We start from the raw sequence: 15,131 nt of genomic DNA on the forward strand, positions 1-15,131 counted from the left end.
TGTGCCGATTGTGCGCCACGACGGGCGTCTTGGTCAGTGGGTGTTCTCGTATTCGGTGATGTGCGCGACCTTGGTCGCACTGGCCGACGCCGGGTCGAAGCGGTACCCGACCCATTCGGCCACGATCTTCTTCGCCACCTCAGGGCCGATCGCGCGGGCTCCGAAGGTGATCACCTGGCAGTCGTTCGATTTGATCGACCGCTCGGCGGAGTACGAATCGTGTGCGACCGTCGCCCGCACGCCGGGAACCTTGTTCGCCGAAATCGCCATGCCGATGCCGGTCCCGCAGACCAGGACGCCGCGGTCTGCTTCGCCGCGGGCAATCGCTTCCGCCGCGGCCAAGCCCAGCAATGGGTACGCCCGGTCGTCCGCCGCGTCCGGCACGCCGAGGTCGGTCACCTCGGTGACTCGTTCGTCGGCCTGCAGCAGGTCGCGCAGCTGATTCTTCAGTTCGACCCCGGCGTTGTCCGCCGCCACCACGATGCGCATCAGTCCGCGCTCCTTTCCAGCTCCTCGCCGACTGCCGTGACCAGCAGCGAGAACGACACCGCACCTGGGTCCGAATGCCCCTCGCTCCGTTGCGCGAGCCGCGCCGCGCGTCCCTTCGCCGGACGCAAATGCGCGGTCTCCTGCGCGGCCACGACCGCGGCTCCAGCGGCTTTCCGCCATGCCTGCACTACCTCCGAGCCCACCTGCTCTCGCAGCGTGGCCCGGAACGGCTCGATCGCGTCGAGCATCGTCTTGTCGCCCGGTTCGGCCTTGCCCAGCTCGCAGAACGCCCGAACCGCGCCGTCGACCGCGTCGGCGAGCATCGCGGTGGTGATGTCCTTGGCAGCGACGCCGCGCAGCCCAGCTCCGGTTTCCGCCAGCAGCACGCCGTACAACGCGCCCGAGGCGCCACCAGCCGCATCGGCGAACGCCGTGCCAGCGGCCAGCAACGCACCGGAAACCGTGTCGGGCTCGCGCCGAGCGGCGGCGACAGCGGCGCGCATTCCGCGGGTCATGCCGAGCCCGTGGTCTCCGTCCGCGGCCACCGCGTCGAGCCTGCCCAGTTCGGCCTCGTTCTCCTCGATGCCGCGCAAAGCCGCGGTGAGCACCCGGTCGACGACGCTGGTCCCCGGAGCCTCCGCGGTCAGCAGTTCGTCCACTGTGGACTCAAGCTCGACCGTGGCCAGTTCGGCACCGCTGGTGCGATAGCCCGGGGTGTCGCACGGCGCGGCGTACAACTCGGCCAATTCGTCGTCCAGCACCAGGATCGACAGCGAAACCCCGGCCATGTCGAGCGACGTCACGAACTCCCCGACCTCGGAGTGCACGGGGCTGAGCCCGGCCTGGGCGAGCCGTTCGTGCACGCGGGTGTAGGTGACGAACATTTCCTCGTACTTGGTGCGGCCGAGCCCGTTCACCAGCACGACCACCCGGCCGTCGCCGGCCGGAAGCTCCGGCAGGAGGCCGTCGACCAGTTCGTCCGCCAGCTCCGCCGCGGACAACCGGCCCACCGTGCGCACGCCCGGTTCACCGTGAATTCCGAGGCCCAGCTCCATTTCCTGGTCCGCGACAGTGAACAGGGGCGCATCCGCACCGGGCAGCGTGCAACCGCCGAACGCGACGCCGAACGTCCGCGTGCGAGCGTTCGCCTTCACCGCGACCTCGTGCACCGCGTCGAGGCTGTAGCCGCGTTCCGCCGCCGCGCCCGCGATCTTGAAGACCAGGAAATCGCCTGCCACGCCGCGACGTCGCTCCGGTTCGGTCGCCGGACCGCTCGCGATGTCGTCGGTGACCAGGATGGTGCGGCTCGGGATGCCCTCCGCCGCCAGCCTGCGAGCGGCGAGTCCGAAGTGGAGCACGTCGCCTTGGTAGTTGCCGAAACCGAAAAGGACACCGGCGCCGTTGTCCGCCGCCCTCGCCGTGCGGTAGACCTGCTCCGCGCTCGGGCTCGTGAACACATCTCCGACCACCGCGCCATCCGCCAGACCAGGGCCGACGAGACCCGCGAACGCCGGGTAGTGCCCGCACCCGCCGCCGATCACGACCGCGACCTTCGAACGCGCCGGAGTCTCGCGGCGAACGACGCCGTAGGCATCCGGCACCTTCTGGACCGTGCGGCCGTACGCGGTGACGAACCCGTCCAGCCACTGCCGCTTGAACGTGTCCGGGGAACCCAAGGTGGTCATGGTTCAGTCCTTCGCAGCCACCGGCTCACCGGCCAGATAGGCCAGGAGCTTCAGTCGGACGTCGTCATTGCTCGCCGCCACCGCGCTGGCCAGCTCCAGCGCGTCCGGCTTCGGCGGGTACGTCGGGTTCGGCAGCGCGATCACGGTGAGCCCGGCCGCTGCCGCCGCCCGGATGCCGTTGCTGGAGTCCTCGACCCCGAGGCATTCGCTGCCCGATTTGCCGAGCCGGGCCGCCGCCTCCAGGTACACATCCGGATTCGGCTTGCCCCGCGCGACCTCCGCGCTGGACACCGTCGCGGTGAACTCACCGGTGAGCTGGTGTTTCTCCAGCACCGCGTCGATCACCCGGCGGGCGGCCGACGACGCGAGCGCGACCGGGACCCGTTCGCTGACCTCGCGCACCATCGCGCCCGCACCGGGCAGCAGTGGCGCTTCGCCCGCGTCGATCGAGGCGATCATGCCGTCGACCACCGCGCGTTCCACCTCGTCCGCCTGGTCCGGCACCCCGCACCGCCGTGCGAGATAGCCAGCCCATTCGGGCGCGCTCATGCCTTGTACCGAGGCCGTGTCCTCCGCCGTCCACTCGACCTGGTGGCGAGCGGCGAAAGCGACCCAGTTCTCCTCCCAGAGGTGTTCACTTTCCACCAGGACACCGTCGAGGTCGAACACCACCGCGTCGAGCGTCATCCACCAGATCCCTTCAGATAGCGAGCCCGTTTCACACGAGCAATGTTAAGTTAACAGCGAGATTGAGAAGTTCGCAAGGGTGTTCACACACAAGGAGGGCACGAGTGGGCGCACGGCTGCTGCTGGCCAGGCACGGGCAGACCGAATGGCACGCGGAGAACCGCTACGCGGGCACCAGCGAGGTAGCGCTGACCGAGGAGGGGATCCGCCAGGCCGGCGCGCTGGCCGCGTACGCCCGCCGGGTGAAACCGGACGGGCTGTTCTGTTCGCCGCAACGACGTGCCCGGCGCACGATCGAACCGGCGGCCGAGGCTCTTGAACTGGTCCCGGAAATCGTCACCGACCTGCGGGAAACCTATTTCGGCATCGCCGAGGGCCGTACCCGCGACGAGGTGCGCCAGACCGATCCCGAGGTGGTCGAACGCTTCCTCGCCGATCCGATCGCCGGCGCGTTCCCCGGTGCCGACGATCCGGCCGAAGCGGCCGAGCGCGGGGCTCGCGCGATCAGGGCGATTGCCGCCGCGACCAGCGGAACCGCACTGGTGGTCGCACACAACACGCTGCTGCGGCTCACGCTCTGCCAGCTGCTCGGCATCCCGTTGTCCCGCTACCGCAGCGTGTTTCCCCAATTGGACAACGCGGCCGTCACCGAACTGGAGGTGAGCGGTGACCGAACAGCCCTGGTGCGCTTCAACCTCCCAGTGGAACCGCGATAATCACGGCATGTCGAGCGAAAAGCCTGCCGCCCACCCCCGCGAGAACCGTCAGCAGAAGCTGACCGAGCACGTCTTCCGGCAGGGTTCGGCGACCATCGGCGAGCTCGTTGACCTGCTCGGCGTCAGCATGATGACGGTGCACCGGGACATCGACGAACTGTCCCGGCGCGGCCTGGTCCGGAAGTACCGCGGCGGGGTCTCGGCGATGCCGTCGACGGTGTTCGAGAGCAATGCCGAATACCGGATGAACGCGCACGTCGACGCCAAACGGGTGATCGCGATGCACGCGGTGGAGCAGGTCGAGCCCGGCATGTCGGTTCTGCTCGACGATTCCACGAGCGCTCTCGCGCTGGCCAGGCTCCTGGTCGAGGTGACGCCGCTGACCGTGGCCACGAACTACCTCGCGGCGATCGACGCGCTCAAGAACGTGCACGAACTGCGGCTGATCTGCATCGGCGGCGACTACTCGCCCACCCACGACTCGTTCCTCGGCATGCAGAGCATCGAGTCGATCGAGCGGCTCTCGGTGGACATCGCGTTCGTGTCGACCTCGGCGATGAGCACGTCGATGAGCTTCCACCAGGAGCCCGAGATCGTGATGATCAAACGGGCCATGCTGGCCGCCGCGCGGCACAAGGTGCTGCTGATGGACCACAGCAAGATGAAGCGCACGGCCCTGCACCGGCTGGCCCCGCTGGACGACTACGACCTGCTCATCGTGGACGAGGGCACCGATCCGCACTACGTCGACGAGCTGCGCAGCCGGGTCGAGGTGCAGGTCGCCGAAGATCCCGACAACTGATCGACTTCATAACACTCTTGCGTGCGAAGTTCACACAGTCCATGATACGTTCGATCTCGACGTCATGGAGGCGTGTATGAACGAGTCGGCAACAGCGGAGTTGCCCAAGTCGGGCTTCGGGCGCTTGCTCACGAAATGGGGGCTGCCCGCGCCCCTGTTCCTCGGGTATGTCGGACTGCTCCTGTTCATGATCGGCGACGGAGTGGAGTCCGGCTTCATCGCGCCGTACATGGCGGACAACGGCGCGGGCACCGAAATCAAAGCGTCGTACGTGATCACCGTGTACGGCGTCGCCGTGATGCTGGCGTCGTGGCTCTCGGGCGCGCTGTCCGAACTGTGGGGGCCGCGGCGGGTGATGATCATCGGCCTGGTCATCTGGCTGGTGTTCGACGCGCTGTTCCTGACGCTCGGCCTGGCCAGCGGGAACTACGCGGCGATGCTGATCTGCTACGGCATCCGCGGATTCGGCTATCCGATGTTCGCGTTCGGCTTCCTGGTGTGGATCACCGCGGTGGCTCCGGTCGCCCGGCTCGGCGCGGCGGTCGGTTGGTTCTACTTCGCCTTCACCGGCGGCCTGCCCACCCTCGGCGCACTCGTCGCGAGCTTCACCAACCCGCTGTTCGGCCACTACGGCACGTTGTGGGTCGCGGTCGTGCTGCTCGGGATCGGCGGACTCGTGGCGGTGCTCGGAGTCCGGCAGCGCACGGGATATCGCAGGCTCGCGCCACCGGACGTGAAACCGGTGCAGAGCCTGGTTTCCAGTGTGTCGATCGCGTGGAAGAAACCGCGGGTCGGCGTGGGCATGATCGTGCGGGTCATCAACACCGCGCCCGAATTCGGCATGCTGGTGTTCTTCCCCACGATCTTCATCTCCCAGATCGGGTTCGGGGAGAGCCGCTGGCTGCTGCTGGTGTCGGTGATCTACGGGACGAACATCTTCTTCAATCTGATCTTCGGCGTGCTGAGCGACCGGATCGGCTGGCGCACCACGATTTTCTGGTTCGGCGCGATCGGCTGCGCGATCTCGATCCTGCTGCTGTACTTCGTGCCGGTCGCGATGGGCGCGCAGTATTACTGGCTCGCGCTGATCGTCGGCGCGCTCTACGGCGCGACACTCGCCGGGTTCGTGCCGATCTCCGCGCTGCTGCCGTCGCTGGCCCCGGAGCACAAGGGCGGTGCGATGGCTCTGCTGAACCTCGGCGCGGGCGCGGCGGCGTTCGTCGGGCCGGCGATTGTGTCGCTGTTCCTCGGGCCTGCCGGTGCCGCTGGGGTGGTCATCATCTTCGCCGCGCTGTATCTGGTGGCCGCGGTGCTGGTGCGATTCCTGAAACTGCCTGAGGAAACCGAGAAGGCACTCGCGAGCGACGGCAGCCTGCAGGACGTCGAAGAAAGGGTCAGCACGGCGTGAACGAGCAGGTCTCGGTCGGCATCGACGTCGCCACCGCGGGGGTTCGCGCCTTCGCGGTGCGCGGCGGCTCGGTCCTCGCCACCGCATCGGCGTCGCTGCCGGCGCCGGTGCGCGCGGGCGGTGGCCGCAGCGAACAGGATCCGTCGGCGTGGTGGCCCGCGGTCGGTTCGGTGCTGAACGAGGTCACTTCCGCACTGCCCGGACGCGGCGCGGAAGTCTCGGCGGTGGCGATCGCGGCGACGTCCGGAACGATCGTCGGAGTCGATGCCGCAGGCGAACCGGTTACGCCCGCGTTGATGTACGACGACCGGCGCGGCGCGGACTACAACGCGAAAGCCGTGGAACTCGGTGCCAACCGATGGCAGGCACTGGGTTCGGGAGTCTCGCCGACCGCAGCGCTCGGCCGGATCGCGTGGCTGGCCGAGCGCACCGAGGCGGTGGCCATCCGGCACACGCCGGAGATGATCGCGGCGAAACTGACCGGACATCCGGTCGCGGCGGATTGGTCGCACGCGCTCAAAAGCGGCTACGACCCGCTCGCTGAGGAATGGCCGTCCGAGGTGTTCGCCGGATTGGGCGTGCCGGACGGGATGTTGCCGCCGGTGGTGGCGCCGACGAGTGTGCTCGGCGAGATTCCGGTGCCGACGGCCGGATTGCCCGCCGGATGTCTCGTGGTGGCGGGCATGACGGACGGATGCGCCGGGCAGTTGGCCGCAGGCGCGGTCGAACCGGGGCGGTTCGTCGGGATTCTTGGGACCACGTATGTCCTGAAGGGCGTCACAGAATCCCTGGTGCCGGATCCCACGGGAGTCATGTACAGCCATCGGCATCCAGACGGTTGGTGGCTGCCAGGCGGCGCGTCGAACACCGGCGGTGAGTCCGTTTCGGACAGTCCACGGCTGGCCGTACTGGATGCGGCTGCTGCTGCCCGTGGCCCAGCCGAGGTGGTGGCGTTCCCGTTGCGTCGCAAGGGAGAACGGTTTCCCTTTACCCACGGCGATGCGGAAGGTTTCGTCCTCGGCACTCCAGCGGACGAGGTCGAACTGCACCGTGCTCGGCTGGAAGGAGTCGCCTTCCTGGAGCGACTCGCCTTGGACCACCTGCGACGACTGGGCGTTCCGGTCCACGAACCGCTCCTCGCGGCGGGCGGCGGCAGCAAGAGTCCTTTGTGGACTAACATCCGGGCTACCGTGAGCGGGCTTGGGTTGCAGGTGGCATCGCAGGCAGAAACGGGATACGGCGCGGCACTCCTCGCGGCGGCAGGGTGCACGCCGGGCGGGCTGAGCGCGGTGTGCAGGGAGATGCCGGCAGGGTCGCTCGTCGAGCCGGATGCTCGTGAGGCAGCGGCGATGTTGGTTTCGTACCAACGATTTTGCCGGGAACTGCGGGACCGGGGCTGGATCGACGAGGAACTTTTCACGGTGGCGGCGGGGTGATGCGACTGGGGGCCATCCCGTTTCGAGGCTAGGGCTCGGTGCTTGGTCGGCCGATCTTGGCTGGAGGGCGGCGGTCGAAGGACGAATTCGCCGGGGTGATCGAGCCGGGTTACCCGGAGTCAGCGGCGCGGCGGCCGCACCGTCGCGGAGACGATCGCGGAGATCAGGCCAGCCACGACGTTCGTCCACCCCGTGGCCGACCACTCGCCTGCGAGTGTGCGGCAGCCGGTGCGTCCGGAACCGCGGATGCGACTGGATGCGGGAGCGAGCAGGGTCAGGAACGGCCTGCGCAGGGGCGACCAGGACGGCGACCGTTGCCAGTCCTCGGGGCAGGCGGGTCCGCGGGCTTAGCGGTTGCCTGCGCGTCTGCGGCAGCGCCGCGTCCGGAGCCGCCGATGCGACTGAATGCGAAAGCAAGCAGGTCAGGAACGGCCTGCGCGAGGGCGACCGGGACGGCGGCCGTTGCCGTTGCCGGTCCGCGGGGCAGGCGGGTCCGCGGGTTTGGCGGGTGCCTGCCCGTCTCCGGCAGCCGGGGCGTCTGGAGACGCGGATGCAGCTGGGCGCGGGGTCGGCTGGGGTAGGGCAGGCGCGGGCGAGTCAGTCGGCGAAGGCGTGTCGGCTGAAGCCTGCGGAGGCTCCGCAGGGGTTGCTTCCTCTTCCTGCGTACCGAGAAAGCGCAATGCCTCTTGGACGGCCTCGTTGGTGGCAGCGATCCGGTCGGCGACCTTCGTGCGCAGGTCCAGGGCCAGGGTGCGCGATTCGGTGGCTTCGGTTTGCTTTTCGAGGGCGTCGGCGAGGGCGGTTTCGGCCTGTGCCTTTTTGATGGCGATCTCTTCCGACGCTCGACGGTCGGCTTCGGCTCGGGCCTTGGCGGCCTTGGCTTCGGCGGCGGCGTCGGTTTCGGCGCGGACTCGGGCCGATTCTTCGTCGGCTGCGAGGCGGGCGGCTTCGGCTGCGGCGTCTGCCTCGGCGCGGGCCTGGGCGGCTGCTTCGTCGGCTTCGGTGCGGACGCGGAGGGCTTCGGCGTCCTTCTCGTCGCGGATGCGGCGGGCTTCGGCGTCCGCGGCCAGGCGGGCGTGTTGGGATTCGGCGTCTGCCTTGGCTCGGGCTTCGGCCGCGGCTTCGTCGGCCTGGGTGCGAGCGGCCAGCGCCGCCCGATCTGCTTCGGCGCGGGCGGTGGCGGAGAGTTCGTCGGCTTCGGTGCGGGCGCGGTCGGCGGCCTCGGTGCGGGACGCGATCTCCGCGTCGGCCACGGCGGTGCGGGAGGCGATGTCCTCATTGGCCGCGGCGGTGCGCGTGGCGATATCCGCATCAGCCGCAGCCGTGCGAGTAGCGATATCCGAATCGGCGGCAGCGGTGCGCGTGGCGATGTCCTTCTCAGCCGCTGCCAGGCGGGTGGTGATATCCGAATCGGCCGCAGCGGTCCGAGTAGCGATATCTTCATCAGCCGCCGCAGTGCGGGTGGCGATATCTTCGTTGCCCGCCTTAAGCCGCGCCTCCAGGTCCGCCAGGCGGGTCGCGATCTCCTCGTCCGCGGCGGCCGTGCGAGTAGCGATATCCGCTTCCGCAGCAGCGATCCGGGATTCCAGATCCGCCTGTCGCGAAGCCAAATCCTTCTCCGCTGCCGCGACCCGGGCGTCCAAAGCCTCCGACCGCGCAGCCAGTTCGGCGTGGGTCTCAGTCAGCAGACGCTGGCGTTCGGCTTCCGCTTCTTTAGCCGCTTTGTCCGTTGCCCGTTGGGTTTCGTGGGCGTAGCGGTCCGCTTCGCCGCGGGTGGAGGTCGCGTCCGCTTCCGCTGAGCGGCGGAGGTCGGCGATTTCCTCCTCGGCCAGCTGCACCATCATCCGCACGCGCTCGGAGATCGCGCCCGCGCCCGCCGGGCTTGAGGTGACCCGGACTAGCGCGGCCTTGGCCTCGGAAAGCTCCGACTGGGCCGTGGTCAGGGCCTTCGTGAGCTCGCCCGCCGTGGCCACCGCCTCGTCCCGGCCGTGGGAGGTCGTGCTCAGTTCGCTGGTCAGCTGGGCGATGCGGGCGTCGACCTGGTGCGGGTCGTAACCCTTGCGGGTAACAGCAAAGGCGGGGTGCTGCGGCTTTTCGGGCGCGACCATCGGGCTACCTTAGTGAGCGGGGCACCTGCGGCAAGTACCGCCAAACGGCTGTATTACGAAGCGCGAAACCCGACGTCACGCATGGCATCCTGTCCCCTCGACCTACCGCGCGGGCGAACGGGGCAGACGCATGGACCTTTCAGCCATCGCCGCCGACCTGGCCGCGCACTGGCACGTGTACGCGACCATGCCGTTCATCGCGGCGCTCATCGGCTACCTGACCAAACGCGTCGCTATCGAGATGATGTTCCGGCCGCTCGAGTTCCGCGGCATCCGGCCCTTCCTCGGCTGGCAGGGCGTCATCCCGGCCAACTCGCGGCGGATGGCCACCACCGCGGTCGACCTGTTGACCAAGAACCTCCTCGACCCGCGCGAGGTCTTCGCTCGGCTCGATCCGGAGGAAATGGTCGCGCAGCTGGAAGAACCGCTGCTGAAAGCGGTCGACGAGGTCACTCGCGAGGTGTTCGAGACCTATCAGCCGCGACTGTGGGAGTTGCTGCCCGCTCGCGCCCAGCAACTCCTGGTGGACCGCGTCCGCGCGCAGGCGCCCGTCGTCGTGAAGCGGCTGATGCGGGAAGTGTCGGCCAATGTGGACGAAGTTCTCGACGTCAACGACATGCTGATCAACGCGATGGTCCGGGACAAATCGCTCACCTGCCGGTTGATCCGCGAGGTCGCGGCACCCGAATTCCGGTTCATCGCGCGCAGCGGGATCGGCTTCGGATTCGTGATCGGGCTCGTGCAGCTCATCGCGTGGGCACTCACGAAACAACCGGTGATCATGCCGATCTTCGGTTTCGTCACAGGCTTCGTCACGGACTGGCTCGCGCTCAAAATGATCTTCTACCCGCGTCAGCCGCGCCGGTTCCTGTTCTTCACCTGGCAGGGAATGTTCCAGAAACGCCGCGCGCAGGTCGCCGCGGATTACGGCGCGTTGATCGCGGAAGAAGTCCTCACCGCGGGCAATGTGCTGGAGGCCGTGCTGACCGGGCCGCGTGCGGACAAGTTGTTCGCGCTCGTCACGCGGGAAGTGCAGCGGACCGTCGATGCGCAGGCCGGGCTGGCGAAACCGCTGGTCGCGCTGGCTGTCGGCGGACGCGAGTACCAGCAGATGAAGCAGGCCGCCGCGGAGAAGGCGATCGCGTATCTGCCGGAGACCGTCAAGCACGTCGAGAGTTACGCGACCGACGCGCTCGACGTCCGCAACACCATCGTCGACAAGATGCAGCAGCTGACGCCCTTGGAGTTCGAGGGCATTCTCCGGCCGGCGTTCAAACAGGACGAGTGGAAGCTGATCGCGGTCGGCGCGGTGATCGGCGGGCTGGTCGGCGAACTGCAGGTCCTGCTCCTGCTCCACTGAGCGCGCGGGTTACCGTTCCGGTGAGCGACACGGAGGGGACGCGCGTGCACACTTTCGCCGAGCACTGGCCGGTGTACGTCTCCATGCCGTTCATCGCGGCGCTGATCGGCTACGTCACCAAGCGCGTCGCCATCGAGATGATGTTCCAGCCGCTCGAATTCGTCGGCCTGCGACCCTTCCTCGGCTGGCAGGGCGTGCTGCCCGCGAACGCCGAGCGGATGGCGACGACCGCGACCGAAATGCTCACCACCAACCTCGTCGACCCGCGGGAGATCTTCGCCCGGCTCGACCCGGAGCAGGTCGCGAAGGAGATCGAACAGCCGCTGCTGCGCGTGGTCGAGGACGTCACCCGCGAGGTGATGGAGACCTACCAGCCGCGGCTGTGGGAAATGCTGCCGTCCGGCGCGCAACAGCTGCTGCTGAAACGCGTGCAGGCGGAAGCGCCGCGGGCGATCACAAAGATCATGCGCGAGATTTCCCAGAACATCGAGGACGTGCTCGACCTCAAGCACATGGTCGTCACGAATCTGGTGCGCGACAAGGCTTTGCTCAACCGGTTGATCCGCGACATCTCGCGGCCGGAAATGCGGTTCATCGCGCGGTCGGGCATCTGGTTCGGGTTCATTCTCGGCTGCGTGCAGCTGCTCGTCTGGGCGCTGACGAAGTCGCCGATCGTGCTGCCGCTGTTCGGCCTCGCGATCGGCTGGCTGACCGACTGGCTCGCGCTCAAAATGATCTTCCTGCCGCGTGAGCCGAAACGGTTCTTCGGCTTCTACAGCTGGCAGGGCGTGTTCCAGAAGCGCCGCGACGAGGTCGCCGCCGACTACGGTGACATGATCGCGCGCGAGATCATCACCGTCCCGAATCTGCTCGAAGCCGTGCTGCGCGGGCCGAAAGCGGACCGGTTGTTCTCGCTGATCAGCCGTGAGGTGCAGAAGACGATCGACGCGCAGGCGAGCGTCGTGAAACCGTTCGTCGCGATCGCGGTGGGCACGAAACGGTTCCAGGAAATGAAGCAGGTCGCCGCCGCGAAAGCCGCCGAGCGGGTGCCGGACACCATCCGGCACGCGGAGACGTACGCGATCAACGCGCTCGACGTCCGCAACACGATCGTGGACCGGATGCGCCGGCTCAGCCCGCTCGAGTTCGAACAGCTGCTGCGGCCCGCGTTCCGGCAGGACGAATGGAAGCTGATCGCGGTCGGCGCGGTGATCGGCGGGCTGGTCGGCGAACTGCAGGCGTTGCTTCTTTTGGGATGATCGCGCGGCCTCGCCGCTCCGTTGAGGGCGGTGGTGGGGAGGACGTGGAGGAGTGCGCACACGATACGGTTTCCTTCCGGAGCGGGGAGGGAGACCCGGTGGACGCGGTGCTGGACGATTTCGCGCGGCACTGGCCGGTGTACGTCTCGATGCCGTTCGTCGCCGCGCTGATCGGTTACGTCACCAAGCGCGTCGCGATCGAGATGATGTTCCGCCCCCTCGAATTCATCGGCATCCGGCCGTTCCTCGGCTGGCAGGGCGTGGTGCCGAAGCACGGCGGCCGGATGGCCGCGATCGCCACCGATCTGCTCACCGCGAACCTGCTCGACATCGAAGAGGTCTTCGCCCGCGTCGACCCGGTGATCATCACCCGCGAACTCGAACAACCGCTGCTGCGCGCGGTCGACGGGATCGCCCGCGACGTGCTCGAACAGCATCATCCGCGGCTGTGGGAGGTCATGCCCACGATCGCGCAGGAACTGCTGATCAAACAGGTGCAGGCCAGCACTCCGCAGCTGGTGCGGGAGTTCCTGGACGAGGTCCGCGACAACCTCGACGAGGTACTCGACGTCCGGCACATGACGGTCGAACGGCTCACCCGAGACCGCGCGCTGCTGGTCCGGCTGATCCGCGAAACGTCCCGGCCGGAGATGACGTTCATCGCGCGCGCCGGGATCGTCTTCGGCTTCATGCTCGGCCTGGTCCAGGCCCTGGTGTGGGCGTTCACCCGGCAGCCGCTGGTGCTGCCGATCTTCGGCGGCGCGATCGGGCTGTTCACCGACTGGCTGGCGATCAAGATGATCTTCCTGCCGCGCGAACCGGTGCGGCTGGGCCGGGTCATCCTGCAGGGCAAGTTCCAGCGGCGGCGGGCCGAAGTGGCCCGGCAGTACGGCGAACTGGTCGCCAACGAAGTGCTGACCGTCCCGAATCTGCTCGACGCCCTGCTGCGCGGCCCGAAGTCGGATCGGCTCGTGGCGATGGTCGAACGCGCTGTCGGCCACGCGGTGGACGCGCAGGTCAGCGCCGCGAAACCGGTGGTCGCGCTTGCCGTCGGGGCGCAGCGGCTGCAGGAGATGAAGCACGCCGCGGCGCAGCGGGCGCTGGCCGAGATGCCGCTGACCGCGCGCTACGCCGAGGGGTACCTGACCGAGGCGATGGACGTGGCGAAGATGGTCGAGCAGCGGATGCTCGCGCTGACGCCACTGGAGTTCGAAGGCCTGCTGCGGCCGGCGTTCCGGCAGGACGAGTGGAAGCTGATCGCGGTCGGCGGCGTGATCGGGTTCCTCGTCGGCGAGCTGCAAGTCCTCCTCATGCTCGGCTGAGTTTTCGGCGGTTGTTCGCGCCGGGCTCACTCGATATGACTAACGTGAGGGCGTGTCCGAGCCACCGCAGCTGCCCGCAGTCCACGAGGCCTATCTGCCCCGCGAGCACGCGCTGCATCGCCCGCGGCACGGCAAGCGGCAGCTGACCGCGCTGGTCAGCGCCCTGTTGTTCTTCGTGACGCCGACCATGCTGTGGGTCGTCGGGGTCCGCCCGAGCGAGATCGAGAACCACAAGCTCGCCGGATTCCCCAACCTCGGCGAAGGGTTCGGGTTCTTCACCAACCTGCCCAAATGGGCGACGGATCAGCTGTCGTTCCGAGCGGGCGCGATCAACGCGGCGAACGGGATCAGCGAGGGCGTCTTCGGCGAGGCCGCGCCGCTCGACCAGGGTTCGGCGTCGAGCAACGGCCCCATCCCGGCACCGCCGCTGCAGCAGCCGGGCGCACCGAACACGGGTCCGGCGGTGCCGAGCGGACCGGGCTCCAGCCAGGCCGGGTACCGCAAGGTGGTCCAGGGCGCGGACGGCTGGCTGTACTACGGCTACGACTCCGAGGCGAAGTGCACGCCGACCCAGGACATCGACACCACGATGAAGCGGATCGACGAACTGCGCTCGGCCGTCGAGGCGTCCGGCCGGAAGTTCGTGTTCGTGGTGACGCCGGACAAGACGACGATGGTGCCGCAGTTCCTGCCCGCCAGTTACCCGGGCAAGGAATGTTCGCAGGCCGCCTCGCCGAACGACTGGTACAAGATCACCACCGAAGGCCACTCGCTCGACCTGCGCCCGCAACTCGCCGCCGAGGCGGCCCGGGTCGGGCACCCCATCTACGCCCCCAACGACACGCACTGGCGCGACGAAGGCGGCCTCGTGCTGACCCGCGCGCTCGCCGACACCCTCAAGCCGGGTGCCACGAACAGCTGGCTGAGCGCCCCGGACGGCCAGTACGACGCGGTCGCGGATCTGCCGCTGCTGCTCGGCCAAACCGGCGTCAAGACGAACACGCGGTACAACCTGCGCCCGGACGGCGTCACCGACCGCGCGGGAGAATTCGTCGGGAGCATCGACCAGCCGGTGCACCGCTCGGCCCCGCCGATCGTCGGCACGATCGACCAGCCGACCCTGGTCTACGGCGACTCGTTCAGTCTCGCGTCGTCGCGGTATCTGGAGGCGGCGTTCACGAATCTCACGTATCTCGCGTATTCGACGGACAAGACGCCGCAGTCGCAGGCGGTGGACCAGTTCGTGAACTCGCACGTGGTGGTGTTGCAGGCGGTGGAGCGGAATGTCGCGGGCGGGTTGGTGCCGTTCACTGACGAGGGGTTCATCGCGGCGGTGAAGACGGCGTTGGCGCAGCACCCGATCCGGTAGCCGGTGCGTTGTCGCGGTGGGCCAGCAGGTCGGTCAGCTCGTAGGTGACGCAGGGCGGATTGGCCTCCGGTCCACTTCCCGCCGATGTGGAAGGGGAAGGCGGCCATCGGGCACACCGGATCCATCCGGGTGCTGAACTGGGCACCGGCGGACATCTCCGGTGACCTCCGGTTTCGTTGAAGTAACCAGTTTTCCGAAGCCACCGTCGCGCGCATGGTGCCTGATGAGCGAAACAGTCCGATCGTGGTTTTCGGTGCCGGCGGACGGGCTCGCGGCCTCGCCCGGCACCCCGAACTCTCCTGGTGTCGCTGTCGTCGCGGGCGATCTGACCGACTCGGACAGCGTCGCGGCTGTGTTGCCTGGCGAGATCGCGGCGTGGGTGAACGCGGTGACGCCGAAGCTTTTCCCGCTTTCTCGCGCCCGTTCGCCGAAGCCCGGATGAAGAGTCTGGTCGCCTGGCGGGAACAACCCGCTTCGGTGGATCGGCTGG

Annotated in this window: 13 protein-coding genes; 9 read left to right on the top strand and 4 right to left on the bottom strand. The window is 68.3% G+C overall.

The window, feature by feature from the left end; genetic code table 11:
- Positions 1–33 precede the first annotated feature (33 nt).
- Genes ACZ7SW_RS23215 through ACZ7SW_RS23225 form a run of 3 tightly spaced genes read right to left on the bottom strand, consistent with a single transcriptional unit; the run spans position 34 to position 2,861 of the window.
- Positions 34–489: a ribose-5-phosphate isomerase gene (locus ACZ7SW_RS23215; RefSeq protein WP_470232493.1), complete on the bottom strand. Its 456-nt coding sequence runs from the start codon at positions 487–489 to the stop codon at positions 34–36.
- Positions 489–2,174, bottom strand: a complete 1,686-nt coding sequence (locus tag ACZ7SW_RS23220) for a dihydroxyacetone kinase family protein (protein WP_470232494.1) — start codon at positions 2,172–2,174, stop codon at positions 489–491. Before ACZ7SW_RS23220 ends, ACZ7SW_RS23215 begins: the two co-directional genes overlap by 1 nt.
- Positions 2,175–2,177: 3 nt before the next feature.
- Positions 2,178–2,861, bottom strand: coding sequence for an HAD family hydrolase (locus ACZ7SW_RS23225; protein ID WP_470232495.1), 684 nt, complete (start codon positions 2,859–2,861; stop codon positions 2,178–2,180).
- A gap of 104 nt (positions 2,862–2,965) precedes the next feature.
- Here ACZ7SW_RS23225 and ACZ7SW_RS23230 point away from each other — a divergent pair, with 104 nt between their 5' ends.
- From ACZ7SW_RS23230 to ACZ7SW_RS23245, 4 genes are all read left to right on the top strand, one after another.
- Positions 2,966–3,577 carry a histidine phosphatase family protein gene (locus tag ACZ7SW_RS23230; RefSeq protein ID WP_470232496.1) on the top strand — a complete coding sequence of 204 codons (612 nt, stop codon included), beginning with the start codon at positions 2,966–2,968 and terminating at the stop codon, positions 3,575–3,577.
- Between the two features lie 7 nt (positions 3,578–3,584).
- Positions 3,585–4,379: a DeoR/GlpR family DNA-binding transcription regulator gene (locus ACZ7SW_RS23235; RefSeq protein WP_470232497.1), complete on the top strand. Its 795-nt coding sequence runs from the start codon at positions 3,585–3,587 to the stop codon at positions 4,377–4,379.
- Positions 4,380–4,455: 76 nt separating this feature from the next.
- Positions 4,456–5,787, top strand: a complete 1,332-nt coding sequence (locus ACZ7SW_RS23240; RefSeq protein WP_470232498.1) for an MFS transporter — start codon at positions 4,456–4,458, stop codon at positions 5,785–5,787.
- Positions 5,784–7,223 (top strand): FGGY-family carbohydrate kinase, encoded by a 1,440-nt coding sequence (locus tag ACZ7SW_RS23245; protein WP_470232499.1) that lies wholly within the window; start codon positions 5,784–5,786, stop codon positions 7,221–7,223. Before ACZ7SW_RS23240 ends, ACZ7SW_RS23245 begins: the two co-directional genes overlap by 4 nt.
- 422 nt (positions 7,224–7,645) lie before the next feature.
- On the opposite strand, the gene ACZ7SW_RS23250 is transcribed toward ACZ7SW_RS23245, so the two are convergent.
- Entirely contained in the window at positions 7,646–9,331 is a 1,686-nt protein-coding gene (locus ACZ7SW_RS23250) for a coiled-coil domain-containing protein (protein ID WP_470232500.1), read from the bottom strand.
- Positions 9,332–9,461: 130 nt separating this feature from the next.
- Here ACZ7SW_RS23250 and ACZ7SW_RS23255 point away from each other — a divergent pair, with 130 nt between their 5' ends.
- From ACZ7SW_RS23255 to ACZ7SW_RS23275, 5 genes are all read left to right on the top strand, one after another.
- Positions 9,462–10,691: a DUF445 family protein gene (locus ACZ7SW_RS23255; RefSeq protein ID WP_470232501.1), complete on the top strand. Its 1,230-nt coding sequence runs from the start codon at positions 9,462–9,464 to the stop codon at positions 10,689–10,691.
- 83 nt (positions 10,692–10,774) lie between these two features.
- Positions 10,775–11,950: a DUF445 family protein gene (locus tag ACZ7SW_RS23260; protein ID WP_470232616.1), complete on the top strand. Its 1,176-nt coding sequence runs from the start codon at positions 10,775–10,777 to the stop codon at positions 11,948–11,950.
- Positions 11,951–12,048: 98 nt separating this feature from the next.
- Positions 12,049–13,272, top strand: coding sequence for a DUF445 domain-containing protein (locus ACZ7SW_RS23265; RefSeq protein ID WP_470232502.1), 1,224 nt, complete (start codon positions 12,049–12,051; stop codon positions 13,270–13,272).
- Between the two features lie 52 nt (positions 13,273–13,324).
- On the top strand, positions 13,325–14,641 hold the full coding sequence (locus ACZ7SW_RS23270; RefSeq protein ID WP_470232503.1) for an alginate O-acetyltransferase AlgX-related protein: 1,317 nt from the start codon (positions 13,325–13,327) through the stop codon (positions 14,639–14,641).
- A gap of 223 nt (positions 14,642–14,864) precedes the next feature.
- Complete coding sequence (locus ACZ7SW_RS23275) at positions 14,865–15,083, top strand: hypothetical protein (RefSeq protein ID WP_470232504.1); 219 nt, start codon at positions 14,865–14,867, stop codon at positions 15,081–15,083.
- Positions 15,084–15,131 lie beyond the last annotated feature (48 nt).

It is taken from the genome of Amycolatopsis sp. NPDC114484, from assembly GCF_055633755.1.

Excerpts from the sequence above, each read along its gene's own strand:
- ACZ7SW_RS23215 (WP_470232493.1), bottom strand. The coding sequence starts at position 489 with ATGCGCATCGTGGTGGCGGCGGACAACGCCGGGGTCGAACTGAAGAAT.
- ACZ7SW_RS23220 (WP_470232494.1), bottom strand. The coding sequence starts at position 2,174 with ATGACCACCTTGGGTTCCCCGGACACGTTCAAGCGGCAGTGGCTGGAC.
- ACZ7SW_RS23225 (WP_470232495.1), bottom strand. The coding sequence starts at position 2,861 with ATGACGCTCGACGCGGTGGTGTTCGACCTCGACGGTGTCCTGGTGGAA.
- ACZ7SW_RS23235 (WP_470232497.1), top strand. The coding sequence starts at position 3,585 with ATGTCGAGCGAAAAGCCTGCCGCCCACCCCCGCGAGAACCGTCAGCAG.
- ACZ7SW_RS23240 (WP_470232498.1), top strand. The coding sequence starts at position 4,456 with ATGAACGAGTCGGCAACAGCGGAGTTGCCCAAGTCGGGCTTCGGGCGC.
- ACZ7SW_RS23250 (WP_470232500.1), bottom strand. The coding sequence starts at position 9,331 with ATGGTCGCGCCCGAAAAGCCGCAGCACCCCGCCTTTGCTGTTACCCGC.
- ACZ7SW_RS23255 (WP_470232501.1), top strand. The coding sequence starts at position 9,462 with ATGGACCTTTCAGCCATCGCCGCCGACCTGGCCGCGCACTGGCACGTG.
- ACZ7SW_RS23260 (WP_470232616.1), top strand. The coding sequence starts at position 10,775 with ATGCCGTTCATCGCGGCGCTGATCGGCTACGTCACCAAGCGCGTCGCC.
- ACZ7SW_RS23275 (WP_470232504.1), top strand. The coding sequence starts at position 14,865 with ATGAGCGAAACAGTCCGATCGTGGTTTTCGGTGCCGGCGGACGGGCTC.